26 protein-coding genes are annotated in these 26,440 nt (G+C 64.0%); 9 read left to right on the top strand and 17 right to left on the bottom strand.

Translation table 11 applies throughout. The features are described 5' to 3' along the window. Nucleotides 1-45 precede the first annotated feature (45 nt). A complete protein-coding gene (locus I6F09_RS15790) occupies nt 46-1,377 on the bottom strand; it encodes an MFS transporter (RefSeq protein WP_225173035.1) in 1,332 nt (443 codons plus the stop codon). 79 nt (nt 1,378-1,456) lie between these two features. Between I6F09_RS15790 and I6F09_RS15785 the strand changes: the two genes are divergently transcribed. Then, the gene (locus I6F09_RS15785) at nt 1,457-1,900 is read left to right on the top strand and encodes a DUF2809 domain-containing protein (RefSeq protein WP_225115082.1); all 444 of its coding nucleotides are present in this window, start codon (nt 1,457-1,459) and stop codon (nt 1,898-1,900) included. A gap of 83 nt (nt 1,901-1,983) precedes the next feature. Here I6F09_RS15785 and I6F09_RS15780 read toward each other — a convergent pair whose 3' ends face one another. The 3 genes from I6F09_RS15780 to I6F09_RS15770 form a co-directional block, all read right to left on the bottom strand. Beyond that, nucleotides 1,984-3,144 carry a crosslink repair DNA glycosylase YcaQ family protein gene (locus tag I6F09_RS15780; protein WP_225188489.1) on the bottom strand — a complete coding sequence of 387 codons (1,161 nt, stop codon included), beginning with the start codon at nt 3,142-3,144 and terminating at the stop codon, nt 1,984-1,986. A gap of 111 nt (nt 3,145-3,255) precedes the next feature. Beyond that, a complete protein-coding gene (locus tag I6F09_RS15775; protein WP_036013887.1) occupies nt 3,256-3,504 on the bottom strand; it encodes a hypothetical protein in 249 nt (82 codons plus the stop codon). 118 nt (nt 3,505-3,622) lie between these two features. After that, nucleotides 3,623-3,859: a hypothetical protein gene (locus tag I6F09_RS15770; RefSeq protein WP_036013890.1), complete on the bottom strand. Its 237-nt coding sequence runs from the start codon at nt 3,857-3,859 to the stop codon at nt 3,623-3,625. A gap of 374 nt (nt 3,860-4,233) precedes the next feature. On the opposite strand from I6F09_RS15770, the gene I6F09_RS15765 reads away from it, so the two are divergent. Continuing rightward, nucleotides 4,234-4,875 (top strand): OmpA family protein, encoded by a 642-nt coding sequence (locus I6F09_RS15765; protein WP_225188488.1) that lies wholly within the window; start codon nt 4,234-4,236, stop codon nt 4,873-4,875. A gap of 55 nt (nt 4,876-4,930) precedes the next feature. On the opposite strand, the gene I6F09_RS15760 is transcribed toward I6F09_RS15765, so the two are convergent. Beyond that, the gene (locus I6F09_RS15760) at nt 4,931-6,220 is read right to left on the bottom strand and encodes a glycosyltransferase family 39 protein (protein WP_225188498.1); all 1,290 of its coding nucleotides are present in this window, start codon (nt 6,218-6,220) and stop codon (nt 4,931-4,933) included. A gap of 191 nt (nt 6,221-6,411) precedes the next feature. Here I6F09_RS15760 and I6F09_RS15755 point away from each other — a divergent pair, with 191 nt between their 5' ends. Both I6F09_RS15755 and I6F09_RS15750 read left to right on the top strand, forming a co-directional pair. After that, the gene (locus I6F09_RS15755) at nt 6,412-7,113 is read left to right on the top strand and encodes a FecR domain-containing protein (RefSeq protein WP_225138965.1); all 702 of its coding nucleotides are present in this window, start codon (nt 6,412-6,414) and stop codon (nt 7,111-7,113) included. Between the two features lie 2 nt (nt 7,114-7,115). Then, a complete protein-coding gene (locus tag I6F09_RS15750; protein WP_225145239.1) occupies nt 7,116-8,300 on the top strand; it encodes a hypothetical protein in 1,185 nt (394 codons plus the stop codon). 160 nt (nt 8,301-8,460) lie between these two features. Here I6F09_RS15750 and I6F09_RS15745 read toward each other — a convergent pair whose 3' ends face one another. The 3 genes from I6F09_RS15745 to I6F09_RS15735 all read right to left on the bottom strand — a co-directional run bounded on the left by I6F09_RS15745 (nt 8,461) and on the right by I6F09_RS15735 (nt 10,027). Beyond that, nucleotides 8,461-8,949, bottom strand: coding sequence for a VOC family protein (locus tag I6F09_RS15745; RefSeq protein ID WP_225136298.1), 489 nt, complete (start codon nt 8,947-8,949; stop codon nt 8,461-8,463). Nucleotides 8,950-8,983: 34 nt separating this feature from the next. Continuing rightward, entirely contained in the window at nt 8,984-9,412 is a 429-nt protein-coding gene (locus I6F09_RS15740) for a VOC family protein (RefSeq protein WP_225112441.1), read from the bottom strand. A gap of 96 nt (nt 9,413-9,508) precedes the next feature. Beyond that, on the bottom strand, nt 9,509-10,027 hold the full coding sequence (locus I6F09_RS15735) for a cupin domain-containing protein (RefSeq protein WP_225188487.1): 519 nt from the start codon (nt 10,025-10,027) through the stop codon (nt 9,509-9,511). A gap of 128 nt (nt 10,028-10,155) precedes the next feature. Between I6F09_RS15735 and I6F09_RS15730 the strand changes: the two genes are divergently transcribed. Further along, nucleotides 10,156-10,374 (top strand): CsbD family protein, encoded by a 219-nt coding sequence (locus I6F09_RS15730; RefSeq protein WP_036013900.1) that lies wholly within the window; start codon nt 10,156-10,158, stop codon nt 10,372-10,374. Between the two features lie 160 nt (nt 10,375-10,534). On the opposite strand, the gene I6F09_RS15725 is transcribed toward I6F09_RS15730, so the two are convergent. The 5 genes from I6F09_RS15725 to ggt all read right to left on the bottom strand — a co-directional run bounded on the left by I6F09_RS15725 (nt 10,535) and on the right by ggt (nt 16,744). Next, on the bottom strand, nt 10,535-10,999 hold the full coding sequence (locus tag I6F09_RS15725; protein ID WP_109145027.1) for an FKBP-type peptidyl-prolyl cis-trans isomerase: 465 nt from the start codon (nt 10,997-10,999) through the stop codon (nt 10,535-10,537). Between the two features lie 61 nt (nt 11,000-11,060). Then, the gene (locus tag I6F09_RS15720) at nt 11,061-13,352 is read right to left on the bottom strand and encodes a xanthine dehydrogenase family protein molybdopterin-binding subunit (protein WP_225145242.1); all 2,292 of its coding nucleotides are present in this window, start codon (nt 13,350-13,352) and stop codon (nt 11,061-11,063) included. A 2-nt stretch (nt 13,353-13,354) separates the two neighbouring features. Then, nucleotides 13,355-14,371 carry a xanthine dehydrogenase family protein subunit M gene (locus I6F09_RS15715; RefSeq protein WP_225188486.1) on the bottom strand — a complete coding sequence of 339 codons (1,017 nt, stop codon included), beginning with the start codon at nt 14,369-14,371 and terminating at the stop codon, nt 13,355-13,357. A gap of 4 nt (nt 14,372-14,375) precedes the next feature. Continuing rightward, nucleotides 14,376-14,990, bottom strand: coding sequence for a (2Fe-2S)-binding protein (locus I6F09_RS15710; RefSeq protein WP_225188485.1), 615 nt, complete (start codon nt 14,988-14,990; stop codon nt 14,376-14,378). A 167-nt stretch (nt 14,991-15,157) separates the two neighbouring features. Continuing rightward, nucleotides 15,158-16,744, bottom strand: a complete 1,587-nt coding sequence (ggt, locus tag I6F09_RS15705) for a gamma-glutamyltransferase (protein WP_225188484.1) — start codon at nt 16,742-16,744, stop codon at nt 15,158-15,160. Between the two features lie 194 nt (nt 16,745-16,938). Between ggt and I6F09_RS15700 the strand changes: the two genes are divergently transcribed. Continuing rightward, nucleotides 16,939-17,706, top strand: coding sequence for a rhodanese-related sulfurtransferase (locus I6F09_RS15700; protein WP_225188483.1), 768 nt, complete (start codon nt 16,939-16,941; stop codon nt 17,704-17,706). Next, nucleotides 17,696-17,914 carry a SlyX family protein gene (locus I6F09_RS15695; protein WP_036024763.1) on the top strand — a complete coding sequence of 73 codons (219 nt, stop codon included), beginning with the start codon at nt 17,696-17,698 and terminating at the stop codon, nt 17,912-17,914. The genes I6F09_RS15700 and I6F09_RS15695 overlap by 11 nt, the downstream gene beginning before the upstream one ends. A 6-nt stretch (nt 17,915-17,920) precedes the next feature. Here I6F09_RS15695 and I6F09_RS15690 read toward each other — a convergent pair whose 3' ends face one another. Both I6F09_RS15690 and I6F09_RS15685 read right to left on the bottom strand, forming a co-directional pair. Next, the gene (locus I6F09_RS15690; protein WP_225158260.1) at nt 17,921-19,822 is read right to left on the bottom strand and encodes a diguanylate cyclase; all 1,902 of its coding nucleotides are present in this window, start codon (nt 19,820-19,822) and stop codon (nt 17,921-17,923) included. Between the two features lie 174 nt (nt 19,823-19,996). Continuing rightward, nucleotides 19,997-20,212: a hypothetical protein gene (locus tag I6F09_RS15685; RefSeq protein WP_036013926.1), complete on the bottom strand. Its 216-nt coding sequence runs from the start codon at nt 20,210-20,212 to the stop codon at nt 19,997-19,999. A 106-nt stretch (nt 20,213-20,318) separates the two neighbouring features. Here I6F09_RS15685 and hemE point away from each other — a divergent pair, with 106 nt between their 5' ends. Continuing rightward, nucleotides 20,319-21,353 carry a uroporphyrinogen decarboxylase gene (gene hemE, locus I6F09_RS15680; RefSeq protein WP_225188482.1) on the top strand — a complete coding sequence of 345 codons (1,035 nt, stop codon included), beginning with the start codon at nt 20,319-20,321 and terminating at the stop codon, nt 21,351-21,353. 262 nt (nt 21,354-21,615) lie between these two features. On the opposite strand, the gene hemC is transcribed toward hemE, so the two are convergent. Together hemC and I6F09_RS15670 are read right to left on the bottom strand one after the other, a co-directional pair. Next, complete coding sequence (gene hemC / locus I6F09_RS15675; protein WP_225112434.1) at nt 21,616-22,596, bottom strand: hydroxymethylbilane synthase; 981 nt, start codon at nt 22,594-22,596, stop codon at nt 21,616-21,618. 25 nt (nt 22,597-22,621) lie between these two features. After that, nucleotides 22,622-24,247: a choline dehydrogenase gene (locus I6F09_RS15670; protein WP_225128118.1), complete on the bottom strand. Its 1,626-nt coding sequence runs from the start codon at nt 24,245-24,247 to the stop codon at nt 22,622-22,624. 453 nt (nt 24,248-24,700) lie between these two features. Here I6F09_RS15670 and I6F09_RS15665 point away from each other — a divergent pair, with 453 nt between their 5' ends. After that, nucleotides 24,701-26,410: a phospholipase D-like domain-containing protein gene (locus I6F09_RS15665; RefSeq protein WP_225188497.1), complete on the top strand. Its 1,710-nt coding sequence runs from the start codon at nt 24,701-24,703 to the stop codon at nt 26,408-26,410. Nucleotides 26,411-26,440: the final 30 nt, after the last annotated feature.

Genomic DNA, 26,440 nt, shown 5'->3' with positions numbered 1-26,440 from the left:
TCTGCGGCGAAGATGGTGGGTACAGCGCGCGACGTGCGTGCCCCCTCACCGCTCCTGGTCGGCGAATTCGTGCTTGCTGTCGTGTCCGCCGACGAACACCAGGATGCCCGCGATCAACGGCAGCACGGCGAGCACCAAGAGGCCCGTCGAGGTCTGGCCCGTCGCCTCCTTGACCCAGCCGATCAGGTACGGCCCGCCGAAGCCGGCGAGGTTGCCGATCGAGTTGATCAGCGCGATGGCGCCAGCGGCCGCCGTGCCGGACAGCCAGGCGGTCGGCAGGGTCCAGAACACACCGAAGCAGCAGAACACGCCGATCGCGGCCACTGTCAGCGCCACCATCGTCAGCGTGGGATCGGTGAGATAGGAGGAGATGCCGAGCGCGACTGCGGTGAGCAGCAGCGGCGCGCCGACATGCATGACGCGCTCGCGGCTCGCATCCGAATGCCTCGCCCACAGGATCATGGCGATGGTGCCGAACAGATACGGGACCGCAGTGACGAATCCGGTTTGGGCGTTGGTGAGGCCGAACGCCTTGACGATCTGCGGCAGCCAGAACTGCATGCCATAGAGCGCGCCGACGAAGCCGAAATAGACCAGGCTGAGCGCGATCACCTTCGGTGAAGACAGCGCCTCGCCGAGCGAGAAATGCTTCACCGCTTGCTTGGCCGCGATCTCCGCATCCAGCTTCGCCTTCAGCCAGGCCTTCTGCTCGGCCGAGAGCCAGTCCGCCTTCTCCGGCTTGTCGGTGAGATAGAACCAGGTGACGATGCCGAGCAGCACCGATGGGATGCCCTCGATGATGAACAGCCACTGCCAGCCTTTCAGGCCCATCATGCCGTCGAGCCCGAGCAACAGGCCCGAGATCGGCGCGCCGATCACGGTCGAGACCGGCACCGCGATCGCGAAGGCCGCAAGAAAGCGGGCGCGATATTCGGCCGGATACCAATAGGTGAGATAGAGGATGATCCCGGGGAAGAAGCCGGCCTCGGCGACGCCGAGCAGGAAGCGCAGGACGTAGAAGCTGGTAACACCGCTCACGACGGCCATCAGCGCCGAGATGATGCCCCAGGTCACCATGATGCGGGCGATCCAGCGGCTCGCGCCGAATTTCTCCAGGGCGAGGTTGCTCGGCACTTCGAAGATGAAATAGCCGATGAAGAAGATGCCGGCACCCCAGGAGTAGATCAGCGGCGTGAATTTCAGATCGGCGTTCATGGTCAGCGCGGCGAAGCCGAGATTGACGCGATCGAGATAGGAGAAGAAGTAGGCCAGCACCAGGAACGGAATCAGGCGCCAGGAGATGGCGCGGATGGTCGAGGTTTCGATGTCCGACTTGGTGGCACCGGTGGAACCGGCATAGGTCGTGGTCTGGCTCATGGCTTCCCCCGGGGTTGTTGCTTTTTTCGGGTCTGCGGCCGTTTTCAGCATCGCGAGCAAAGAGTCAATGGAGCAAGCAATGCACGAGACGCAGCCGGGCACGCCTGTTGCGCCTCTACGGACCTCACTGATCCGCGCTGCTTTCGCGCTCGCAGTGATTGCCTGTGGGCTGTCCCTTCGCTGGTACGGCTTCCCGCTCGGCCTGCCTGCGTTCATCGTGAAGTACGGCGGCTCGCTGCTGTGGGCGACGATGGTGTTTCTGCTGGCAGGAGTCGTGCTGCCGCGGCTGACACGGAGCCAGCTCGCAGCCATCGCGATAGTGATCGCGGCAGTCGTCGAGTTCTCCCGCCTGATGCATACTCCCTGGCTCGATGCGTTCCGCCTCACCACCGCCGGCGCGTTGCTGCTCGGCCGCATCTTCTCGCTTTGGAATTTGCTGGCCTATGCGGTTGGGATTGCGTTTGGCATGTGGATCGATCGCGTTGCCATGCGCGGTCCCGTAGGGTGGGCAAAGGCGCCGTAGCGCCGCGCCCACGTCTCGTCATCGAATAGGCAAAACGTGGGCACGCTTCGCTTTGCCCACCCTACAAGACTGCCGTCGGAGCCTCACTCCGCGAGCTGAAACCGTTCGAAACGGTCGAGCTCCTCCTCGATCACGCGCTTCAGCTCCTTGCGGCCCGCCGTCTTCCTGCCCTGCCCGACCCAGGTCCATTTCTGCATCAACAGCTTCTTGTTCTGCCGGTCGGTCTTGAGATCGAGCGCGGCGACGATCTCGTCTCCGACCAGCACGGGCAGCGCGAAATAGCCGAGCTTGCGCTTGGCTTTCGGCACATAAGCTTCGAACAGGTGGTTGTAGCCGAAGATGAGGTTGGTGCGCTTGCGCTGGATGATCAGGGGATCGAACGGCGAGAGGATGTGGACGAGATCGGGCGACACCTCATGCGGCTCAAGCGCTGCGGGCGAAGCCCAGTGCTCCTGCTTACCGGCGCCCTCGATCGCGACGGGCACGAGCTCGCCGCGGCGGGCGCGCGAGGCGATCAGGCGCGCGACCGCCTTCTTGCTGGGCGCATCGAGATGGCAGACCGAATCGAGGCTGACCACGCCCTGCGAGCGCAACGCGCGGTCGAGCAGATAGGCCGTGATCTCGCTTGCCGGCGCCGGCTTCGGCAGCCTGTCCCAGCCGAAATGACGCGTCGTCAGCTCGTAGGTCTTGAGCATGCCTTGGCGCGCGCTGATGGTGACCGCCCCGGTATAGAAGGCGAGCTGCAGCGCCCGCTTCGAGGGCTTGCGGCTCTGCCACAGATGCTCCTTCTCGACGAGCACGTCGTCGTCGATGTCACGGATCGTCAGCGGCCCGCCGCGCAGCAGCCGCATCACCTTGCGCGTGTCGGCCGGCTTCACCGCGGCGAACCATTTGTGCCCCTCGCGGCGGTGCTCGCGCATCGCCGGCAGGAAGAAGCGGAAGTCGTTCGCCGGCACGTAGGAGAGCGCGTGCGTCCAGTACTCGAACACGGTCTTATCGATGCTCTGGGCCTGGCGCAGATCGGCGCGGCGGTAGGTCGGGATCCGGCTGAACAGGATGTGGTGATGGCAACGCTCGATGACGTTGATGGTGTCGATCTGCACATAGCCGAGATGGGCGACAGCGGCCGAGACGGCCTCTGCGCCTTCGCCGAACGGAGCGCGGTCGGTCAGCCGCTGGGCATGCAGCCAGATCTGCCGGGCCTGTGTCGTCGAGAGCGGAAGCGGTTTGGACGTGCGGGGCATTGCAGCGTGCAATGTAGCGGGATTCGCCGCGAGGAAAGAAGCGGGACACGAAAAGGCCGCGCTGCCATCTGCTGCCAGCGCGGCCATGACGTGTGGGGATCAGGCGGAAGCCTACTTCTTCATCGCCATCGACTTCTCGGCGTTCATATAGTGCTTGCATGCTCCACGCATGTTGCCCTTGCTCATGTCGGAATTGGCCGCGGCCATCGACTTCCTCGCCGCGATCTTGGCGGGCGTGTCTTCGCCGCCCATGCCGGCAACGAGCTTTGCCATGTTTGCACTGGTGCACGCCATCTTGGCGGCGGATGCGGGGGACAGAGCAAGTGCGGCGAATGCCGTCGCGAGCAACAGGGTCTTCATCAAGTTCTCTCCTCGAGTAGGCAGCCGGCCTGATGCCGGCCAACGCACCGCCATTCTTCAGCCACAAGTTTGCAGGGAAAAGACAATTTCGTTGCTGCGCTGCAGTGATACCCGCTTTTCAGCGTGCGGCTTTTGGGCGCTCCCCGACGCTGCCGGTGGCGACCTCCGGGTCGCAGATGGCCTTGCCACGTCCTTCTGCCTGGCAGCGATAGACACTGCCGGTGAGGCGATCGACCAGCCAGACGTTCTCGTCGGTCGGCCCTTCGAGCCCGACATAGCGGGAGGTCATCCCGGTGATCAGTGTCGAGAGCAGGATGGCCACCGCGATCATCGCCGCACCGATATAGATGGGCATTGCGTTCAGGGTCACTGTCCGATCCGGCGGGCCGCTGCGATGGAATTGATAGTCGCGCTGATAGTCACTTGGCCTCGGCACAGGACGGAACTCGGCTCCCCTCGCGTCAAATTATCGAATGATTGAAGTGTGTTAGGCGGACATCTGGACGAATTCTTGTTCGCGGGCGGGCGGTGAGGCGACGCCTTTGCGACGTTCGGGTTTCCCGGAACCCAGTACGGCCGGCTCGAAAGCAAAGTGCGAATGATTCGAACCGGAGCAAAGTGAGCTCGGCTCGCCGTTTCGAATGTGACCAAGATCACATCAGAGCCGTTGAACCTGCCCTACGCTCGCAGCATCAAATCGCCATCAGGCGTAACAGCGAGGATACCACCATGACCCATTTCACTAAGTCTTTTGGACTGACGGCGATCACCCTGACAGCCGTCCTGTCGATGACGGCCGGCCTTGCGCTGGCTGGCGACAACAACATCTCCGCCGGCCAGATCGTCGATGCGCTGAAGCCGAAGCCGGCGACCCGCGGCCTGTCCGTTGGCCCCCAGACCGACACGACCGTGCAGGCCAAGGAGGCGACCTTCCTGAACACCGTGCGCAACCGCTCGACCCGGTCGCTCTCGACAGGCGAGCGCGAGCAGATCGCCGAGCTCGCTGCCACCAAGCCGAAGATCGATCTGGAGATCCAGTTCGACTACAACTCGGCCGACATCGCCAAGACCTCGATGGCCTCGGTGCAGGCGCTCGGCAAGGCGCTGTCCGATCCGGCGCTGAAGGGCTCGACCTTCGTGGTCGCCGGCCACACCGACGCGACCGGTGGCGAAGCATACAATCAAGGTCTCTCCGAACGGCGCGCCGACACCATCAAGAAGTACCTGATGCAGAACTACGGCCTCAACGGCAACGATCTCGTCACCGTCGGCTACGGCGAGACCAAGCTGAAGGATGCCGCCAACGGCGCCGACGCCATGAACCGCCGGGTCCAGGTCGTGAACATGGACACCAAGACCGCAGCGAAGTGACTCTCGTCCCCTGAGTTAAGACACGCCGCCTGCCGCAGCCCGGCGGGCGGCGAAATCATATCCAGCTTTGGAACAGCATCAGCCGGTTGAATCCCCCCATCGAGGTGCCGACGAAGGCCGCGGAAATCGGCAGCATCACCGCAAAGCCGGCCGCCGCGACGCCGACATAAGCCCACAACATCCAGCGCGGCAGACCCTCGCGGCGCAGCACATAGACCAGTGCCAGGGACGCCGCGGTCGCGGCCGGCAGATAGTAATAGATGAAGCCCAGCGTGCGCGGCAGCAACGCCCAGGCGAGCCAGGGACCGAAATAGAATGTGGCGATCAGGAATGCATCCCAGCGCCGCACCACGATGAAATCGCGCAGCACCATGGCGAGTGCAGGCAGAGCCGGCCACAGCACGAGCGGATTGCCGAGGAAGACGATCGCGGCGATGTGGTCCTCCGCGGTCTTGTCGAACAGGAACCAGACCGGGCGCGCGAGCAGCGGCCAGGACGGCCATGCGCTCATATAGGTGTGGCCGGCGATGGCCGTCGTGGTGTTGTCGGCAAAGATCCGCCGCTGCGCCTCGATCAAGTCCGGCAGCGATAACCCGTAGAGCGGAACGAAGGCGGCAAGATAAGCCAATGCCGGCAGGACGGCGAAGCAGAGCGCGACATGATGCAGCTTCAGGCCGGGCCAAAGCTCCGGCCGATACCAGTCGTCCGGCTTCGCGTCGGCGAACAGCGTATGCCAGCCCTGCATCAGGCGGATCACCGCAACAATGACGATGCAGACGCCGAGCGGGAACAGGCCGCTCCATTTACACGCGGCCGCAAGGCCGAACAGGCTGCCCGCCACCGCGAACAGCGCTTGCGGCCGCTCTCTGCGAAACCCATGCATGAAGGCGGCGGTGGCGAGCAGGCCGAAGCCGAGCGCAAAGACATCGAGCATCGCGATGCGCGCCTGGACGTACAGCATCTGGTTGAAGGCTGCGATCAGCGCGGCGGCGATCGCCGGCCCCTGCGCGGCGAACAACGCGAGTCCGCACAGATAGATCGCGACGATCGCGAGCGCGCCGAACAAGGTCGCGGGATAACGCCATCCAAGCGCGTTGTCGCCGAACGTTGCGATCGATGCCGCGATCATCTCCTTGGCCAGCGGCGGATGCATCGGATTGAGCATCGGCTGCGACATCGCGGGCGTCAGCATCTGGCGCGCCGCCGGCACGTAATGCACCTCATCGAACACGAATTTTTCCGGCGTGACGACGCCGATCAACAGCGCCAGATGCGCGATCAGGAAGATCGCGACAGCAATCACTGCACTCCGCGACACCTCAGGAACCGCAGGCAATTCGCGCATCTTTTGTGGGGCTGTCTTGCGTGGCAAATTGGCTTCACCGCGGAGAAAAATAAACTGCTTCCCGTCATTGAACGCATTCTGCCGCAACTGTCACTAAGCATGACGCAGGTCCTGCGCCGCTTGTGATAATTCCGCCACATCAGAAGCGCGCGCGATCCGGTACGATCAGGGACACATCGATCGGTTGCGAAATGAATTTGCGTTTTTGCCTTTTCTCCACACTGCTCACGGTCGCAATCTGTGCGGCATCCGGCGCCGAAGCGCAGACGCGCGTCGGCCAGGCTGTCGTCATTCAGAACGAAGTGGTGCGCGTCGCCGCGACCACGACGCCGATCAATGTCGGCGACAGCATGCTGCGCGACGAGACCGTGCGAACCGGCGCCGACAGCGCGGCGCGTTTCGTGATGGCCGACAGCACCAATCTATCACTGGGGCCGAGCGCCACGCTGAAGCTCGACCGCACCGTCTTCAACGACGAGCACAGCTATCGTGACGTCGCGATCCGCATGACCACCGGCGCCTTCCGCTTCGTCACCGGACGCTCCGACAAGGCCGCCTACAAGATCACGACACCGCTCGCCACCATCGGCGTGCGCGGCACCACGCTCGACATTCTCTCGCAGCGCGGGCGCTCCGTCGTTGTGCTTCAGGACGGCGCGGCCAGCGTGTGCACGAGGAGCGCCCAGTGCGTGCAACTCACCCAGCCCGGCGACACCGCCATCATCACCTCGACTGGCGGCAAGGTGAGCATCACCAAGAGCAACACGCCGCCCTGGACCTTCGCCGCCAATTGCGCCGCGAGCGCCGGGTTGTGCGCAGTCAACCAGTATGCCGGCGCCTCGCCGACCATCACGCCTGCCGTCGAGGACGACGCCATGCTGTGCGGGCGCTGACGATGGCGAAATTCACCGTTCGGCGCCTCATCCTTGCCGCTGCGCTGGCCGCATCTGCGGCGTTTGCGCTCGTCACGTTCGATGCCCGCCCGGCGGCTGCACAGGCCTCGGAGTGCGGGTCCGAGTGCGGTGAACCAGAGCCCACTCCGTCCCCAACCTATTCGCCGTCGCCATATCCGTCCCCGACCTATTCCCCGTCGCCGAATCCCTCGCCCACGCCGACCCCCTCCCCATCGCCCAGCCCCTATCCGTCGCCTTCACCGAGCCCGGCTCCGTCCCCGTCGGGACCGACGGGCGCGGATTCCAGCGGCAATTCGATCGGCGGCCTTGCCAATCAGCGCTTCAATCAGATGATCACCAACCGGGTGCTCGGCACCGTGCTGCTCGGCGTCAACGAGCAGATCAATTGCGGCGACTGCATCAGCGCGTTCGGCTCGGCCGGCTCGTTCTCGGCCGGCATCCACGGCCGCAAGCAGCTGACCAACAATCTGTCGCTGCTCGCCGGCATTGCCTACACGCATTACAACGAGGGCGGCTACAAGATCACGAGCGCACCGATCGGCGCTTTCGCGCTGCGCTACGACTTCACCGACTGGGGCTCGTCGCGCCCGTTCTTCGACGTCGGCGCGATCCTGACGCCATGGGAGAAGGCGCGCTACACGCGCAGCTACGACACCAGCCTCGGGCCGGTGACCGTGACGAGCTCGACCAACGCGTCCAACTACGCCGTTTACGGCCGCGCCGGCTGGATGAGCCGCCTCTCGCCGCGCGACGAGGTCGCGGCCTCGATCGAGGTCTGGCAGCTCTGGCAACGCGTCTCCGGCTATCGCGACAGCGCGGTGGCGTTCAATCCATTCGACGCCAGCATCGCTGATGGCACCGACCGCACCAGCCTGGTCAAGATCGGCGGCCAGTGGACGCATCTGTTCGGCAGCAGCATCGAGACCAACATCAATGGCGGCTGGGTGCAGTCCTTCGCCAGCCACAGCGGCATCGTCGCCACAGTGACCGGCCAGGGCACGGTGGTGCCGACCATGGGCAACCAGGGCTGGTTCGAATATGGCGGCCGCCTCGGTTTCCGCGTGCAGAAGGGCTGGATCGTGGACCTCTTCGCCAACGGCACGCTGGGCCCGCAGCCGGTCGGCAACACGATCCACGGCGGCGTGGGGCTGCGGATCAATTATTAGCCGGCGAGAATCCCGCCTCACATTCCGCTGTCATGCCCCGGCTTGACCGGGGCATCCAGTACGCCGCGGCCCATCGGTTTAATCACTGCCGTCTCGGAGTACTGGATCGCCCGGTCAAGCCGGGCGATGACAGTGAGTATGTGGCGAGAGCGACCCGCCCTCACGCCGCCGACTTGCCCTCGAACGCGCGCCGCAGCACCTCGACGTCCAGCTTGACCATCTTCATCATCGCCTGCATCGCGCGCGCGGCTGCGGCCTTGTCCGGGCTCGACAGGAACTCGAACATCACCTTTGGCACGATCTGCCAGGCCACGCCCCAGCGATCTCTCAGCCAGCCGCACTGCTCCGCCTTGCCGCCATGGGCGAGGAACGCGTTCCAGACACTGTCGACCTCTGCCTGGTCGTCGCAATGAATCATCAGCGAAATGGCGTGGGTGTATTCCATCTTCATGCCGCCATTGAGCGCGACCAGCTTCTGTCCGGCCACGGTGAACTCGACGACGAGCACGGAGCCTTCCTTGCCGGAGGGGCCGTCCGAAACGTTGCGCTGAACGTGTGTGATCGCCGAATTCGGGACCAGCGAGACGTAGAATTTTGCAGCGTCCTCGGCATCGCCGTTGAACCACATGCAGGGCACGAGCTTGGACATGGTGAATGCTCCTCTTGAGGTCTGCTGTTTCGGCTCAGGCGTTCGCCAGGTCGGGCTGCAGAGGGGCGGCTGAAAGGTCCATCCAGTTCACGCCCCACATGTGGCCGTCCGGATCCTCGAAGCTGCGGCCGTACATGAAGCCGTATTCGTCCTTCGGGCTGGGATCGGCAACGCCTCCTGCAGCCTCCGCCCTGCCAACGATGTCATCGACCTCGCTGCGGCTGTCCGCGGACAGGCAGAACAACGCTTGGTTCGAGGTCCTGGCGTCCGCGATCGGCTTCGGCGTGAACTGGCGGAATTTGTCGTGGGTCAGCAGCATGGCGAAGATGGTCTCGGAAAAGACCATGCAGCTCGCGGTCTCGTCGCTGAATTGCGGGTTCTTGACCGCGCCGACCGCCTCATAGAAGGCAGTCGCGCGCTTGAGGTCGGTCACCGGCAGGTTGACGAAGATCATCTTGGGCATCGGAAGCTCCTTGGCGGGGTTCTGGCCAAGGACGGATGGCCAGGCCGCCATCCGACATCACTTCCGACAAATTTTTCGGACCCCGACTGCGGGGCCTTACTTCTTATCGTTGGGATCCCGGTGCACCGGGTCGATCCACAGCACGGTCTCGGGCTTCTCGACCGGTTCGATGTCGAGGTTGATGGCCACCGCCTCGCCGTCGCTGCGCACCAGCACGCATTCCAGCACCTCGTCGGGGCTGGCGTTGATCTCCTGGTGCGGCACGTAGGGCGGGACGAAAATGAAGTCGCCGGGGCCGGCTTCCGCGGTGAATTGCAGGCTCTCGCCCCAGCGCATGCGCGCCTTGCCCTTCACGACATAGATGACGCTTTCGAGATGGCCGTGGTGGTGCGCGCCGGTCTTGGCATCCGGCTTGATGCTGACGGTGCCCGCCCACAATTTCTGGGCGCCGACGCGGGCGAAATTGATCGCGGCCGCACGGTCCATGCCCGCTGTCGACGGCACGTTGGTATCGAGCTGATTGCCGGGAATGACCCGCACGCCGTCATGTTTCCAGCGGTCATCATGATGATGACCATGGTCATGGTGGGAATGCGAATGGTCAGGGCCGGTCATGAGACTTGCTTTCTGTTGGTTCCGTGCGCGGCAAACTAACCCAAAGCCGCAGCCGCAAGCCATGCCAAAATCGGAACCCTCATAGCCGCCCAGCGTTGTCATTCCAAGCAAATCGAAAGGAGATTTCCATGGGCAGCACGACCGACAAGATCAAGGGCACCGCCAACGAGGCGATCGGCAAGGCCAAGCAGGGCGTCGGTGAAGCCACCGGATCCGATCGGATGAAAGGCGAAGGCGTGGTGCAGGAAGTGAAGGGCAAGGGCCAGCAGGCCATGGGCGATGCCAAGGACGCCGCGAAGGATGCGATGGATCGCGCCGCCGCTGCGGCTCGCCGCGCGGCGGAGTGACGCGCGTAAGATTGAAAGTGAAAAGACCGGCCCTAAGGCCGGTCTTTTGCTTGTATCGATTTCATCCGTCATGGCCGGGCTTGACCCGGCCATCCACGTCTTGACCGCGCGGCACGAAGATCGTGGATGCCCGGGACGAGCCCGGGCGTGACGACGTCAGTTATTTCACCGCGAGCAATTCCACGTCGAACATCAGCGTCGCATTCGGCGGTATCACGCCGCCGGCACCGCGGGCGCCGTAGCCGAGCTGCGGCGGGATGATCAGCGTGCGCTTGCCGCCGACCTTCATCGAGGCAACGCCCTCGTCCCAGCCGGCGATGACGCGGCCCTTGCCGATCGGAAACTCGAACGGCTCCTTGCGATCGACGGAGCTGTCGAATTTCTTGCCCTTCTGGCCGTTCTCATAGAGCCAGCCGGTGTAGTGCATCACGCAGATCTGGCCGGGCTGCGGCGAGGCACCGGTGCCGACGGTGGAGTCGATGATCTGCAAGCCTGAAGCTGTGGTCATGGTCTTTCCTGCGGTCTGGGCCGAGGCCGTGGTGGAAACGTAATGCGACACGCTGGCGATCACGGTGATCGCGAGTGCCGACATCAGGGCGAGGAGCGCGCGCTGGAAACGCTGCATAAAACACCTTCCGTTTGAGGCGGGAGGTGTCTAACCCAAGGCGGTCGCCGTTTCCACCCCTTTAGAGCTCGATATCTTCGAGCCGGACCGGCAGCTTGCGGATACGCTGTCCCGTGGCATGGTAGATCGCATTGCAGATCGCAGCATTGGTGCCGACATTGCCAAGCTCGCCGAGGCCTTTCACGCCGACGGGGTTGATGCGATCATCCTCCTCGGAGAGCAGAATGACCTCGACACCGGGCACATCGGCATTCACGGGCACGAGGTAATCGGCAAGATTGTCGTTGACGTAGCGCGCATTGCGCTCGTCGATCTCGGTGGCCTCGAGCAGCGCCGAGGACATGCCCCAGATCAGGCCACCCATGAGCTGGCTGCGCGCGGTGCGCGGATTCATGATCCTGCCTCCCGCGAACGCGCCGACCAGGCGGGGGCAGCGAATCTCGTGCGTGAAGCGGTTGATGCGGACCTCGACAAACTCGGCGCCGAACGCATAGGCGATCTGGTCCTTCATTTGATGGCCGCCGACCAGCCGGACCTGCCCGCTGTGCATGGCCCTGAAGGAATCCAGCGGCGCGCCCTCCGGCTTCCACTCGCCATATTCTTCGACCACGCCGACGCCGAGCGCATCGAACGCCTTCTCGATATCGAGCGAGCGATCGCCCTTGGCGGCCTGGGTCGACGGTGCCGGGCTGATGCCGACGGTCTCCTTGGCCTTGTCGGCAAGGCTGTCGCTGGGCATCAGCGCCTTGAACAGGCGCTGTCGGATCTGGTCGCACACCATCATCACGGCCGAGCAGGTGCTGGCAGTGGAATTGGAGCCGCCGGCAACCGGCGCGGGCGGCAGGTCGCTATCGCCCATGAAGACCGCCACCTTCTCAAGGGGCACGCCGAGCCGCTCGGCAGCCGTCTGGGCGATGACGGTGTAGGCGCCGGTCCCGATCTCATGGCCGGCGATCTCGACGCGCGTGCGGCCGTCGCGCTGCAGGCGCACGCGCGCGGCGGACGGTCCCGCCAGCGTCGGATAGCACGTGGCGGCGCAGCCGTAGCCGATCAACCAGTCGCCATCCGACATCGATTTCGGCTGTGGCGAGCGCTGCGACCAGCCGAACGCCTTGGCGGCTTCGTCGAAGCACGCCATGAGCGATCGCGACGTGTAGGGCTTGCCATCGATGGGATCCCTGGCGGCGTCGTTGATGCGGCGAAGCTCGACTGGATCCATGTTCAGGTTCACCGCGAGCTCGTCCAGCGCGCTCTCCAGCGCGAACAGGTACGGCACCTCGGGGGGCGAGCGCATGAAGCCCGGCGTGTTGCGATCGGCACGCACGATCGAGACCAGACTATCCACGTTCGGGCAGGCATAGAGGCGGGTCGTGGTCTTGGTGCCGCCGACGCAATAGGCGTCGGGGCGCGAGGAGACTTCGGCCCCCTCATGCCTCAAGGCGACCAGCCTGCCGTCGCGGCTCGCACCAAGCTTGATCTCGTGACGGGTCTCGGCGCGATGAGTGGTAATGGTGAAGCCCTGGTCGCGGGTCGGGACCAGCTTAATCGGACGGTTCAGGCGCCTAGCCATGGCGGCGATGATGGCGGTGCGCGGCGTCATCGAACCTCGCGAGCCGAATCCGCCGCCGACATAGGGATTGACCACGCGCACCTTGTCGGCGTCGATGCCGAGCTGCTCGGCCACGCCGTGCTTCAGGCCATGGACATACTGGCTGCCCTCGTAGATAACGAGATTGTCGCCCATCCAGGTGCAGCTGGTCGTGAACAGCTCCAGCGGATTGTGATGCTGCGTCGGCGTCTCGTAGGAGGCGGTCAGCTTGACCTCGGCCGCGTCGAACGCCTTGGCGAAATCCCCGACCTTCGGGTCTTCCTTGAACTGCGAGTTTTGTCCTTTCGCGGCGGCCGTCGTCGTCCCCGGCGAATCGAAAGTCGCGGTGGGCGCAGCAGCGCTATAGCTGACCTTGACGCGGTTGGCCGCTTCGCGCGCGGCCTCGTAACTCTCCGCCACCACCACGGCGATGATCTGGCCGTCATGGGCGATCTCGGCCGATTTCAACGGCTGGATCGTGGTGCCGGCATAGCCGCCATTGCTGTACAGTTTCGACTCCTTCAGCTTCGGGGCGTTCTCGTGCGTGACGATGTCGATCACGCCGCGGACGCGCTTGGCATCGTCGAGGTCGAAGCGGTCGATGCGGCCCTTGGCGATGGCGCTGGTGACCAGGAACGCGTAGGCTGGATTGTCCAGCGGCATGTCCGAGGCATAGGTCGCCCGCCCCGTCACCTTTGCGGCCGCATCATAGCGCGGCACGGGCTGCCCCATATTCGTCCTTGGCCCGGGAGCTGCAGCGGTCATGGTCAGATCTCCATCGTTACGGCCTGCTGGAGCGCGCGTGCCACGACACGCTTGCCGAGCGCAATCTTGAAGCTGTTGTGCCGGCGCCCGCGGGCGTCTGCGAAAGCTGCATCGGCGACGCGCTGTGCCAGAGCTTCGTCGAACCTCTGTCCCTTCAACAGCGCCTCGGCCTCACGCGCCCGCCAGGGCACGGTGGCGACGCCGCCAAGCGCGACGCGGGCGTCCCGGATCGCGCCGCCCTGGACGTCGAGCGCGATCGCGGCTGACGACAGCGCGAATTCGTAGGATTGCCGGTCGCGGGCCTTCAGATACACCGAGCGTGGCCAGCGGCCGGAAATCGAGAACGCCGAGATCAGCTCGCCGGGCTGAAGCGCAGTCTCGATGTCCGGCGTGCTGCCTGGTGCCCTGTGAAGCTGCGCAAACGGCATGCTGCGCGTACCGGCCTTGCCGGTGATCTCGACCATGGCATCGAGCGCGATCAGCGCCTGCGCGAAATCGCCAGGATACGTCGCGATGCACTGATCGGAGGTCCCGAGCACCGCATGAATGCGATTAACGCCATCCATTGCGGCACAGCCGGAGCCGGGATTGCGCTTGTTGCAGTTCTCATAGGAGACATCGCGGAAGTAGTTGCAGCGCGTCCGCTGCATCACGTTGCCGCCGAGCGTTGCCATGTTGCGCAGCTGGGCGCTGGCGGCGAGCTTCAGCGAATCCGCGATCACGGGATAGCTGCGCTGGATCTCGGCGTGCGCGGCGACCTCGGACATCTTGGCAAGCGCGCCGAGGCGCAAGCCGTCGTCGCCTGGCGCGATCGCCGACCAGGCGTGGGCCAGCGGATTGATGTCGACGATCGCGGTGGGCCGCATCACGTCGAGCTTCATCAGATCGATCAACGTGGTGCCCCCGGCAAGCGGCTGCGCCGCCGCCTTTGTCAGCGGATCGTTGGCGGCCGCGGCGGTGCCGAGCGCCTGCACGGCCATATCCGGGTCCGATGCTCTCTGATACGAAAACGGTCGCATGCGCCTAGCCTTTCATGATCTCGGGCGCGGCCTGCTTCACGGCGGCGACGATGTTGGGATAGGCGGCACAGCGGCAGATATTGCCGCTCATATATTCACGGATGTCGGCCTCGCTGCCGGCATGGCCCTCCTTCACGCACGCGATCGCCGACATGATCTGGCCGGGCGTGCAATAGCCGCACTGGAACGCATCGTTGTCGATGAAGGCCTGCTGCATCGGATGCAGGCGGTCGTCGGTGGCGAGGCCCTCGATGGTCGTGATCTCCTGCCCCTGGGCGGCGAGTGCCAGCGTCAGGCACGACAGCACGCGGCGATCGTCGATCAGCACCGTGCAGGCGCCGCACTGGCCGTGGTCGCAGCCCTTCTTGCTACCGGTGAGCTTGAGATGTTCGCGTAAGGCATCGAGCACCGTGGTGCGCGCATCGATGTTCAGGCGCTTGTCCTTGCCGTTGACGTTCAGCGTGACGTCGGCAGGAAGCGACGGATCCTGCGCCGCCGGCGCCCGCGCGTCCTCCGACGCCGCACGCGCCGCGATCGGCATCAGCGCGCTGCCAGCCGCGCCGGCCATGAAGGCCCGTCGGTCGAATCCGGATGATCTGGAACCTGGTTTGTCGGGCATGGCAGGCCTCCGCCGCTGATCTGCAAAGCAGCGCACGCCTGCACCGCTCATCGCCCCTTAACCTGGAGCAATGGGCGCAGTTCCGGATGAGAGAAGGGCGACGCAGCAAATGCCGCGCCGCCCTTCGTCAACTTTTCCTGATCTCGCGTGGGGAACTGCGCCGGCGATCAATAACCCAGCGCGCAGCCGTCCTTGCGCGGATCGGAGCCGCCGGTGAGCGTGCCCTTGTCCCAATCGATCCAGATCGCCTGTGCACCGCCGAGCGGGCCGACCACGCTGGTGGTCTTGTGGCCGAGCTTCTTCAGGCCCTCGACGACGGCCGCCGGCACGCTGTCCTCAAGCTGATACTGGCCCTCGTAGTGCAGGCCGCGCGGCATGTCGATCGCTTCCTGCACGTCGCAGCCGTAGTCGAGGATGTTGGTCAGGAGATGAGTCTGGCCCGTCGGCTGGTACTGGCCGCCCATGACCGCGAACGACATCGTGGAACGGCCGCCCTTGGTGAGCAGGCCCGGCATGATCGTGTGCAGCGGGCGCTTGCCGCCTTCGATGCAATTGGGATGGCCCGGCTGGATGCGGAAGCCGCCGGCGCGGTTCTGGAACAGGACACCGGTCTTGTTCGAGACGATCGCCGAGCCGAAGGAATGCGCAACCGAGTTGATGAACGAGCAGACGTTGCGGTCCTTGTCCACGACCGTGATGTAGATGGTCGAGGGATTCATCGGCGGCGCGACGTTCGGCAGGTCGAGCATGCCGTCCAGGCGGATCTTGCTGATGTACTCGTCGGCAAAGCCCTTCTCGAGCATCTCGGCGACGTTGATCTTCATGTGCTCGGGAGAGGCGACATGCATCTCGCGGTTCATGTAGGCGATGCGTGCCGCTTCCGCTTCGAGATGGAAGCGCTCGACGCTCACGGGCGCGTACTTGGTCAGATCGAACCGCGACAGGATGTTGAGCATCAACAGCGCGGTGACGCCCGGGCCGTTCGGCGGGCACTGCCAGACGTCATAGCCCTTGTACATGGTGCCGATCGGCGTGGTCACTTCGGTCGTGTGCGCGGCGAAATCGTCGAGCGTGTGCAGGCCCCCGATGCCCCTGAGGGTCTCGACCATGTCCTCCGCGATCTCGCCCTTGTAGAACGCGTCGCGGCCGTCCCTGGCGATCGCGCGCAGCGTCTTGCCGAGCTCGACCTGGCGAATGACGTCGCCGGCGACCGGCGGCTGGCCGCCCGGCAACAAATAGCGCACGGTGTTGGTACCGTTCTTCAGCTTCTCGAACTGGTTCTTCCAATCGAAGGCAATGCGGGGCGCGACGACGTAGCCCTCCTCGGCCGCCTTGATCGCGGGCTGGAGCAGCCGGTCGAAACCGAACTTGCCGTGATCGCGCAAGACGGTCGCGAAGGCATCGATCACGCCAGGGATCGAGACCGCATGCGCCGAGGTGAGCGGCACGGAATTGATCTTGCGTTCGAGATACCAGTCGGCATTCGCCGCCTTTGGCGCGCGGCCGGAGCCGTTATAGGCGACGATCTTGCCCTCGCCCCGCGGCTGGATCAGCGCAAAGCAATCACCGCCGATGCCGGTCGATTGCGGCTCGATCACGCCGAGCAGGGCCGAGCCGGCAACCGCCGCGTCCACCGCGGTGCCGCCCTCGCGCAGCACCTCGATCGCGGCGAGCGAGGCCTGCGGATGCGAGGTCGCCACCATCGCGTTGGTGGCGTGGACCGTGGACCTGCCGGGGAAATGGAAGTTTCTCATCGAATGTCTTGCTCTCTTGGCCGTCGGCGCGGTTGGCGCCATCTCGAAAACCGCGTCTACATGACACATTCCCGCCCCGTGGGGCAATGCTGGCATACCAGGAAAATGGCTGCTATCCGCTGGGCGTATGAACCTTTTGCAGGCTCTTGCGATGCGGGTTTTCCGGGCGCGAGCCGCCTGCTAAACGAGCGTCCATGACGTCGAGCGATACACCTTACAAGGTCTGCGCCTTCTATCAATTCGTCGCCCTCCCGGATTACCGCGAGCTGCGCGAGCCGCTGCGCGCCTGCTGCGCCGGTCTTGGGCTGAAGGGCAGCGTGTTGCTGGCGCAGGAGGGCATCAACGGCACGGTCGCCGGCGCACCGGAGGCGATCGAGGCCTTCGCTCACGAGCTCGCACGCGGCGACATGTTCGGCGGCAGGCTCGACAATCTCGAATTGAAATTCTCCGCCGCGGAGGCGATGCCGTTCGGACGGCTGAAAGTGCGGCTGAAGAAGGAGATCGTCACCCTGGGCGATGCGGCCGCCGATCCGACGCGTCAGGTCGGCACCTATGTCGATCCGCACGAATGGAACGCGCTGATCGCAGCACCCGATACGCTCGTGCTCGACACCCGCAACGCCTTCGAGGTCGCGATGGGCACGTTCGAGGGCGCGCTCGATCCCGGCATCAAGAGCTTCGGCCAGTTCAAGGACTTTGCCGCCGAGCGGCTCGATCCGGCACGGCACCGCAGGATCGCGATGTTCTGCACCGGCGGCATCCGCTGCGAGAAGGCGAGCGCGCATCTGCTCGCGCGCGGCTTTGGCGAGGTCTATCACCTCAAGGGCGGCATCCTGAGATATCTGGAAGACGTGCCGGAGGCGGAGAGCCGCTGGCGCGGCGAATGCTTCGTGTTCGACGAGCGCGTGGCGCTCGGCCACGGCTTGCGCGAGCGAAACAAGGACGTAACGCGTGACGAATGAGATCAAGACGCTGAGCGAGCGCATCGACACGCTGGAGACGCGCCTCGCCTATCAGGACGATACGATCGAGACGTTGAACCAGACCATCACCGCGCAGTGGAAGCAGATCGACAGGCTGACGCGGCAGATCACCGAGCTTAATGCTCGGCTGCAGGACGCCGAGGCAAATGCGCCAGGGCCTGCCAACGAGCCTCCGCCGCATTACTGAACGGTGTTACTGGCCGGACGCCTTGGGCAGCAGATCCATGACCTCGCCGGACATCACCAGGCGGTTGCGGCCTGCGGCCTTGGCGGCATAGAGCGCCCGGTCGGCAGCTTCGACCAGCGCAGCGACCCCCGCGGTTCGTTCGAACGCCGGCCGGCAGGCTGCGCCGCCAAGCGAAGCGGTGACGCATCCAGCCGCCTCATTGCTGCCATGCGCGAGGCCGGCCTCGTGAATGGCGTTGCGGATCCGTTCGCCGATCCGGGCGCAGCCGGCGGCATCGATGTTCGGCAGCAGCATGGCGAATTCCTCACCGCCGTAACGCGCCGCCAGATCGCCGGCGCGCTGCGCTTCGGCCGCGATGATCTTGGCGATCAGGCGCAGGCAGGCATCGCCCGCGGGATGGCCATATTCGTCGTTGTAGGCCTTGAAGTGGTCGACATCGATCATCAGCAAAGCAAGGCTTGAGCGGTCGCGATAGGCACGCGCCCATTCCTCCTTCAGGCGCTCGTCGAAGCGGCGGCGATTGGCAAGGCCGGTGAGGCTGTCCTCGATCGCCAGCGTCTCGAGCCTGGTTTCCAGCCTCTTGTGCTCGGTGATGTCGCGGGAGATCGCGACCACGCCATCGACCTGGCCATTGTCCTTGCGCGTCACCCGCATGGTCGATTCGAGCCAGATCTCGCCGTTCTGCCGATGCGAGTTGCGGTAGGTGAGACGCGCCTCCTCCTTCTCACCGCGCTTCATCGCGTCGACGATCGCCTGGACTTCCGGCAGGTCCTCCGGATTGATACCCGCGAGGGCCGGCGAACCGACCAGTTGATTGGGACGCCAGCCGACGATGCGGACCGACGAGGGCGAGACATAACGCAGTCGCTCATCGAGGCCGATCCGCGTCACCATGTCGCTGGAGCCTTCGGCGAGCAGGCGGAAATGCGCCTCCGTCTCGGTCAGCGCGACAGCCATGCGCTGGCCGCGCTGCAACTGCCGCACCAGCACGCCGCCGATGACTGCGATCAGCATCACCAGCGCGAACACGTAGAGCATGCGGGAGATCGCCGCCGCGCGCCACGGCGCGAGCAGCTCGTCCTTGTCGACGGTGGCGAGCAGGAGGAGCGGGAACCGACCGCTGCGATTGAAGAAGCTGACGCGTTCGACACCGTCCAGCGACGAGGTGAAATGATGGGCGCCGCTCGGCCGTTGCAGGCTCGGCTCGCGGAACAACGGCTTGTCGGCGACGCTGCGCCCGACGAATGTCTCGTTGCTGGGATTGCGCGCGACGATCAGTCCGTCGCCATGCGCCAGTGACACGGAGCTGTTGCGGCCGATCTCGAACTGCTTGTAGAAGTGCGACAGATAGTTCGAGCTGATGGTCGCGAGCACCACGCCGCCGAAGCTGCCGTCCTGCTTGCTGAAGCGGCGTGACAGGGTGACGACCCATTCGCCGTCCAGCAGGCTCTTCACGGGACGGCCGACATGGGCCTCGCGCTTCGGCGAGAGCTGGTGATGTCGGAAGAAGGCATCGTCGCTGAAGGTCGTGCCGATCGTACCGGGTGAGGTCAGCCAGTTGCCCTGATCGTCGATGATGGCGAGGCTGTGAATGCGCGCGATCGCCTTCTTGCGCACATCCAGCAAGGTGCGCAGCTTCGCGATCGTGACCGGTGCGGTGCCGTCCATCTCCAACCGGCTGACCACGCCGACGACACCGGAATCCAGGAGATCGAGGCTGTCTTCGGCATGCTGGGTCAGCGAACGGGCCACGTTCGCCATCTCCATCTCGGCGGCCTTGAGCACCGCATCGCGTGCCGTCCATTCACGCCAACCGCTGACGCCGAGGATCGTCGCGCAGGTCAGCGCCACGAAGGCCGCCGCGCGCAGCGGCAGGCGGCTCCATCCGGCTCGTTGGGTAGCGCTCATGTGGCAGGGTTCTCCGATCGTTCGGAAACCTCTGCCGCTTCTGTTATTTAATTGTGAAATCGCTACCGGACTACGCGGCGGTTTCCGCCCTTTCCAGTAGTCTTACGGACGCGGCGATCGGTGCATCGCTAACAAGACATTAGCGGGCCGATCGGAATCCGGCGCCCGCCGCCGCTAGCTGAAGATGGCCTTGACCTTGGCCCAGAGCGAAGGATGCTCGGCATCGGCGTCGGCCTTCGAGGGCGTCGGCTGCGCCACGCTCACCGGGTCGGACGCTGGGAACGTGTCCCTCAGCCCGTCGTCGAGCTTGGACTGCCGATCGGCAGCGAGCGCCTCGCGCAGGTCCTCGGCGTGCTTGTCGTGCGGCGCGGGATTGAATGTCTCAGCCATGATCTCCTCCATTGGCTGGTCAACGCGGCCCGATCATCCAGGTTCCCCTGTTCCGCTGCGGGCCGCGGCGGTGTATCAGGAGGCACAACCTGCTTCAGGACCATTCGTGCCCCAGTCTTCGACGAAACGCTTCATCGACGTCCTCTCCGGCCAGCGCCAGACCGTCCCGCCCATGTGGATGATGCGCCAGGCCGGGCGCTACCTGCCGGAATATCGCGAGGTGCGCGCCAAGGCGGGCGGCTTCCTCGACCTCTGCTTCAACCCGGAGCTTGCCGCCGAGGTGACGCTGCAGCCGATCCGAAGGTTCGGTTTCGATGCGGCGATCATCTTTTCCGACATCCTGGTGATCCCCTATGCGCTCGGACGTTCGGTGCGGTTCGAGGTCGGCGAGGGCCCGCGGCTCGAGCCGCTGGACGATCCGGCCAAGGTGGCGACGCTGGCGCCGCGCGCCGATTTCGGCAAGCTCGAGCCGGTGTTCGACGCGTTGAAGATCGTGCGCGGCGCGCTCGATCCCAGGACCGCGCTGATCGGCTTCTGCGGCGCACCGTGGACGGTGGCGACCTACATGGTCGCAGGCCACGGCACGCCGGACCAGGCGCCGGCCCGGATGATGGCGTACCGGCATCCGGAAGCTTTTTCGCAGATCATCGACGTCCTGGTCGAGAACTCTATTCAGTATCTGCTGGCACAGCTCGACGCCGGGGCCGACGCGTTGCAGATCTTCGACACCTGGGCCGGCGTGCTGCCGCCGACCGAGTTCGCGCGCTGGTCGGTCGAGCCGACGCGGCGCATCGTCGAGGGCGTAAGGGCCAAGGTGCCGGACGCGAAGATCATCGGCTTCCCGCGCGGCGCCGGCGCGCAGCTCCCCGGTTACGTCGAGGCCACCGGCGTCAACGCCGTCAGCATCGACTGGACCGCGGAGCCCGCCTTCATCCGCGAGCGGGTGCAGAGCAAGGTCGCGGTGCAGGGCAACCTCGATCCACTGGTGCTGATCACGGGCGGCGCCGCGCTCGATGGCGCGGTCGACAACGTGCTGGCCAATTTTGCTGCCGGGCGGCTGATCTTCAACCTCGGCCACGGCATCCAGCCGGAGACGCCGATCGCCCATGTCGAGCAGATGATCCGGCGCGTGCGGGGGTGAGGGCCGTCTATCCACGTCGTCATGGCCGGGCTTGTCCCGGCCATGCACGCCTTGCCATGCGACGCGAAGAACGTGGATGCCGGGACAAGCCCGGCATGACGAGCCGTTGTGATCGGGTCTTGCAAAAAGTGCGAAAAACAACCCCATGCACAGTAGGCAAGTCGTTGAAAATATTAGGCGGGCATGACTCGCCCGTGCGTTTTGACTTGTCGGGCAAAACAGGTGCAAAATGACATCATCAGAGATCGTGATTTCGGCATGCTTACCGCGGCCGGCTGCGCTCGATGATCTCCGCCGCACCCTTCGTCAGCAGGTCCAATCCCACCGCGCGGCCGAGCTCGCGCGGACGGTTGGCCGGCCCCGTATGCGAGGCTTCGATGATGGTGTTGCCGGAGAGATCGAGCACCGAGGCGGTGAGCGACATCCGATCGCCCGTGATGGTCGAGAAGCCCGCCACCGGTGAATTGCAGTGGCCGTTGAGCACCCACAGCACCTCGCGCTCGGCGTCGGCGGAGGCGTGCGCAGCGGCGTCGTCGATCGACGACAGGATCTGTCGCGTCTGCCAGTCCTGCGCGGCGCATTCGACCGCGACGATGCCCTGCCCTGCCGCGGGCAACATCTCCACTGCTGTGAATTCGTAGGCGATGCGATGGGACAGGCCGACGCGATCGAGGCCCGAGCGCGCCATGATCAGCGCATCCGCGGGCCCCACAGCGCCGCCATCCGGCAGGCGCTGTTTCTCGCCATTGTCGAGCTTGCGCACACGCGTGTCGGCGGCGCCGCGGAAGTGAATCACCTCGACATCAGGGAACAGCCGCCGCGCATAGGCTGCACGGCGCACCGCGTTGGTGCCGATCTTGAAACCCTTGCCGCGGGACTGCCGCAGCGCCTCCAGCGTCACACCCTCGCGCAGCACCAGCGCATCACCAGGCGGATCGCGCGACAGCGTGGCACCGATGACGAGGCCGGGCGTGTCCTCGTTACCAGGCATGTCCTTTAACGAATGCATCGCCGCCTGGAGCTCACCCGACAGCACGGCGGCACGGATCTGCGCCACGAAGGCGCCGCCTTTGCCGCCATGCGGCAGCAGCTTGCTGGTCTGGTCGAGATCGCCCGTGGTATCGAATTTGACGATCTCGACGTCGAGACCGGGCACCGCGGCGGTCAGGCGGCGCGCAATCTCTTCCGTCTGTGCCAGCGCCATGGCGCTCTTGCGTGTGCCGATCTTCAGTCGCGTAGCCAAGTCCAAATCCTTTCAAAGCGCGAATTTAACGCGCATCCTCCAATATCATGTCGGAGGCCTTTTCGGCGATCATGATGATCGGCGCATTGGTGTTCCCTGACACCAGATCGGGCATGACCGAGCCGTCGACGACACGCAAGGCTTCGAGTCCCCTCACCTTCAGCCGCTGATCGACCACCGCGAGCGCGTCATTGCCCATACGACAGGTCGAGGTCGGATGATAGATGGTGCTGCCGCGTTCGCGGCAGTAATCCAGGATCTCGGCATCCGAAGATACTTTCGCGCCGGGGTCGTACTCGCTGACCACGAACGGTTTCAGCGCCGGAGCGTTCAGGATCTTGCGCAAGATCTTGATGCCCTCGACGTTGGTGGTGCGATCGGTCTCGGTCGACATGTAGTTGATGCGGATTTCCGGCGGCACGGCCGGGTCGGCACTCTTGATGCGGAGGGAACCGCGACTTTCAGGACGGAGCTGGCAAACCGAAGCGGTGAAGCCGGAGAAATCGTGCAGCTTCTCGCCCATCTTGTCGGTCGAGAACGGCAGGAAATGAACCTGGATGTCGGGCGAGGCGAGGCGCGGACTGGTCTTGAAGAAGGCGCCCGCCGTGCCGGCTGCGATCGTCAGCCATCCCTTGCGAAACAGCGCATAGCGTGCGCCGGCCATGGTGCGGCGAAGCGGATGATTGATGGTGTCATTGAGCGTGATCTTCTGCGAGCAGCGCATGACGATGCGGACCTGCATGTGATCCTGCAGATCATGCCCCACGCCGGCAGCATCGAGCACCACCTCGATGCCATGCTTGCGCAGGAGATCGCCGGGCCCGACGCCTGAGAGCTGAAGCAGCTGCGGCGAGTTGTAGGCGCCGCTCGACACGACGACTTCCCGCCGCGCGCGGGCGCGGCGCAAGGTGGCGCCTTGCCGGTATTCGACGCCTGCGGCTCGGCGCCCTTCGAACAGGATGCGCTGAGCGTGGGCGGAGGTCTCGATCTTCAGATTGCTGCGCGCCTTCGCGGGACCGAGATAGGCCACCGACGTCGAGGCGCGCCGGCCGTTGCGCGTCGTGGTCTGAAACAGGCCGACGCCTTCTTGGGTCGCGCCGTTGAAATCAGGATTGTAGGGCAGACCGCTCTCGACGGCAGCGTCGATGAAGGCCTTCGACAGCGGATCGGTCACGATCATGTTGGACACCGGCAGCGGCCCGCCCGTGCCGTGATACTGGTCGGCGCCGCGCGACTGGTTCTCGGCCTTCTTGAAATAGGGCAGCACGTCGTCATAGCCCCAGCCGGTGTTGCCGAGCTGGCGCCAGCGGTCGTAGTCCTCGTGCTGGCCGCGGACATAGAGCAGGCCGTTGATCGAGCTCGATCCGCCCAGCGTCTTGCCGCGCGGCTGGAACACCTGGCGACCCTTCAGCTCCGGCTCCGGCTCGGTCTGGTACATCCAGTTGACGCTCTTCTCCTTGAACAGCTTGCCGTAGCCGAGCGGAACGTGGATCCAGATGTTGGAATCCTTCGGGCCGGCCTCGAGCAGCAGCACGCTGTGCTTGCCGTTCGCGGTGAGGCGGTTGGCAAGCACGCAGCCGGCGGAGCCGGCGCCGACGATGATGTAGTCGAATTCGGGATCGGTGGGTGTGAGGGCGGAATTTGCGTTCATGCGCTACTGTTCTTCTTGTTGGCGTGGGCGTTTCGTGACTTCACCTCTCCCCAGCGGGGCGAGGTCTGATTGCGCGCGGCGATGCGAAGCATCGTCGTAGCAATCCGGGTGAGGGGCCGCAACGGCAAGCGAGACCGTAACCCCTCACCCGGATCGGCCTCTACGATGCCATCCGACCTGCCCTTACTGCGAACTGAGCCAAGATCGGGCGAGCATCGTCCAGCAAACTAATCTCGCACCAGCACAATCACGGCCTGACTTGCACTGCCTCGGCTAGCGCCCTCAACGCGCAGCACTCATCGCCCCTGCGAAGTGCGGCGCGCGTCTCAGCTTCCAATGGTCGCGCACCGATCCAAACTTCTATTGCGTGTAGTCAAGTTTCATCTATTCTCTAGATTGTACTGATGTTGATTAGGTCTAGACATATTTAAAGCAAGCGATTGTGGGGGGGAGATCATGTCCGAATTCCAGGTCAGCGGCACCAATAAGGCTGCCTTGTTTACCTTGAAGATTCACCGCGGCGATGGGATGGCGTTGATCGCCATGGACTGGAAAACGGCGAAGCCTCCGCTCGATTTCGTAGGTTTCGCGATTGAGTACAAGGAGCCGAAGGGGACAGATTTTTTCCCGCTGAATAACCGGATCGCGTTCCCCAATCCTGACGGCAGCGTGAACCCAAAGAAGCTCTCAACATTGCAGTCGCCGATCCAGAAGTTTCGCTGGGTACATTTTCCCCGCAACGCAAACCTGGATGGGGAATTCATTTACCGCGTCAAGCCGGTTTTCATGAACGACGAGGATGGTCTGTCGTACGGGGAGCCACAGCAAGCAGCTATTCAATTGCGGCGGGAGACATATCCGGGCCAGCTGAACGTCACCTTCACCCGCGGATTTGTGTCGTCCCAAGCCTTTGTCGAACGATACGAAAAGGAAGGTTCGTTCAACACGCTCATTCCTGGAAAGGCGAAGGATGGACTCAAGTTTAAGCCTACTCATCCTAGGGCTAAGGAAGCACTCGCTTGGATGGGCTTTGAGGCACGCGAGGCTATACTTGAATCGCTAGACCAAGCAATTGAAGCAAAGGCCCAGGTGCGTGTCGTCGCATATGATCTCAGCGAGCCGGAATTCGTTAAACGACTTCAGAAGATCGGCAGACGCCTTAGGATCATTATCGATGACAGCAAGGAACACAAGCCCACCGCCGCCGCCGAAACCCAGGCGGCCAAGCGGCTGACCAAGTCCGCCGGCGCTGGCAACGTCAAACGCCAGCATATGGGTAGCTTGCAGCACAACAAGATGATCGTTGTCGATGGCAACAAAGTTCAGAAGGTTGTTTGCGGCTCAACAAACTTTAGCTGGCGGGGTTTTTACGTCCAATCCAACAATGCGGTTATCTTGGAGGGCAAATCAGCCGTTGGTCTCTTTAAGCAGGCGTTTGATAGCTACTGGAATGACGAAGACAATTTTGGGGACGCGCCGTCGGCTGCAAAATGGGCCAACCTTGGGCTTTCTTCCATCAATGCACGCGTAACCTTCTCGCCGCATTCCTCGTCAAACGCTGTTCTTGAACAGATCGCCAACGATGTCGGCGACAACACTAAATCAAGCCTTCTTTACTCACTCGCATTCCTATATCAAACACCTGGCGTGATCCAGGACGCCATCAAGAAGGTATCGAAGCAGAGCAACATCTTCGTGTACGGGATTTCTGATAAGAAGGTTGGGGGTCTCGCGCTTCAAAAGCCGGACGGCAATGTTTCGCCCGTCTATCCAGCTGCGCTTGAGAAGAATCTTCCAGCGCCTTTCTCCAAGGAGCCGAAAGGCGGGGGAGGCAATCGGATGCATCACAAATTTATGGTGATCGATTTCGACAAGCCCTCGGCTCGAGTGTATTTTGGCTCCTATAATTTCTCAATTCCCGCCGACCGCAAGAACGGAGAGAATCTTGTGGTCGTTCGCGATCGGCGCATCGCTGTGAGCTACATGATTGAAGCCCTCCGCATATTCGATCACTACCATTTTCGTGTCGCTCAGCTGGAAGCCAAGAAAAAACGCACAAAATTGCAGCTGAAGAAGCCGCCACGCAGGAAGGGCGAGAAACCCTGGTGGGAAGACGACTATAAGGACGCGCGGAAGATTCGGGATCGTGAGCTTTTTTCCTAGATCCCGTATCTCGGTGTTGCTCAGCGGAGC

Origin of the sequence: Bradyrhizobium sp. IC3195 (assembly GCF_020193585.1) — a bacterium.
Lineage (GTDB): Bacteria > Pseudomonadota > Alphaproteobacteria > Rhizobiales > Xanthobacteraceae > Bradyrhizobium > Bradyrhizobium yuanmingense.
This window is presented reverse-complemented; position numbering and strand designations above follow the sequence as displayed.

What these genes read in the sequence shown, in the direction of transcription:
- I6F09_RS15755 (WP_225138965.1), top strand. Translation starts at nt 6,412, where the DNA reads ATGAATTTGCGTTTTTGCCTTTTCTCCACACTGCTCACGGTCGCAATC.
- I6F09_RS15770 (WP_036013890.1), bottom strand. Translation starts at nt 3,859, where the DNA reads ATGCCCATCTATATCGGTGCGGCGATGATCGCGGTGGCCATCCTGCTC.
- I6F09_RS15765 (WP_225188488.1), top strand. Translation starts at nt 4,234, where the DNA reads ATGACCCATTTCACTAAGTCTTTTGGACTGACGGCGATCACCCTGACA.
- I6F09_RS15715 (WP_225188486.1), bottom strand. Translation starts at nt 14,371, where the DNA reads ATGCGACCGTTTTCGTATCAGAGAGCATCGGACCCGGATATGGCCGTG.
- I6F09_RS15690 (WP_225158260.1), bottom strand. Translation starts at nt 19,822, where the DNA reads ATGAGCGCTACCCAACGAGCCGGATGGAGCCGCCTGCCGCTGCGCGCG.
- ggt (WP_225188484.1), bottom strand. Translation starts at nt 16,744, where the DNA reads ATGAGAAACTTCCATTTCCCCGGCAGGTCCACGGTCCACGCCACCAAC.
- I6F09_RS15700 (WP_225188483.1), top strand. Translation starts at nt 16,939, where the DNA reads ATGACGTCGAGCGATACACCTTACAAGGTCTGCGCCTTCTATCAATTC.
- I6F09_RS15670 (WP_225128118.1), bottom strand. Translation starts at nt 24,247, where the DNA reads ATGAACGCAAATTCCGCCCTCACACCCACCGATCCCGAATTCGACTAC.
- I6F09_RS15735 (WP_225188487.1), bottom strand. Translation starts at nt 10,027, where the DNA reads ATGACCGGCCCTGACCATTCGCATTCCCACCATGACCATGGTCATCAT.
- I6F09_RS15740 (WP_225112441.1), bottom strand. Translation starts at nt 9,412, where the DNA reads ATGCCCAAGATGATCTTCGTCAACCTGCCGGTGACCGACCTCAAGCGC.
- I6F09_RS15785 (WP_225115082.1), top strand. Translation starts at nt 1,457, where the DNA reads ATGCACGAGACGCAGCCGGGCACGCCTGTTGCGCCTCTACGGACCTCA.
- I6F09_RS15775 (WP_036013887.1), bottom strand. Translation starts at nt 3,504, where the DNA reads ATGAAGACCCTGTTGCTCGCGACGGCATTCGCCGCACTTGCTCTGTCC.
- I6F09_RS15685 (WP_036013926.1), bottom strand. Translation starts at nt 20,212, where the DNA reads ATGGCTGAGACATTCAATCCCGCGCCGCACGACAAGCACGCCGAGGAC.
- I6F09_RS15725 (WP_109145027.1), bottom strand. Translation starts at nt 10,999, where the DNA reads ATGCAGCGTTTCCAGCGCGCGCTCCTCGCCCTGATGTCGGCACTCGCG.
- I6F09_RS15730 (WP_036013900.1), top strand. Translation starts at nt 10,156, where the DNA reads ATGGGCAGCACGACCGACAAGATCAAGGGCACCGCCAACGAGGCGATC.
- I6F09_RS15720 (WP_225145242.1), bottom strand. Translation starts at nt 13,352, where the DNA reads ATGACCGCTGCAGCTCCCGGGCCAAGGACGAATATGGGGCAGCCCGTG.
- I6F09_RS15760 (WP_225188498.1), bottom strand. Translation starts at nt 6,220, where the DNA reads ATGCGCGAATTGCCTGCGGTTCCTGAGGTGTCGCGGAGTGCAGTGATT.
- I6F09_RS15790 (WP_225173035.1), bottom strand. Translation starts at nt 1,377, where the DNA reads ATGAGCCAGACCACGACCTATGCCGGTTCCACCGGTGCCACCAAGTCG.
- I6F09_RS15780 (WP_225188489.1), bottom strand. Translation starts at nt 3,144, where the DNA reads ATGCCCCGCACGTCCAAACCGCTTCCGCTCTCGACGACACAGGCCCGG.
- I6F09_RS15750 (WP_225145239.1), top strand. Translation starts at nt 7,116, where the DNA reads ATGGCGAAATTCACCGTTCGGCGCCTCATCCTTGCCGCTGCGCTGGCC.
- I6F09_RS15745 (WP_225136298.1), bottom strand. Translation starts at nt 8,949, where the DNA reads ATGTCCAAGCTCGTGCCCTGCATGTGGTTCAACGGCGATGCCGAGGAC.
- I6F09_RS15710 (WP_225188485.1), bottom strand. Translation starts at nt 14,990, where the DNA reads ATGCCCGACAAACCAGGTTCCAGATCATCCGGATTCGACCGACGGGCC.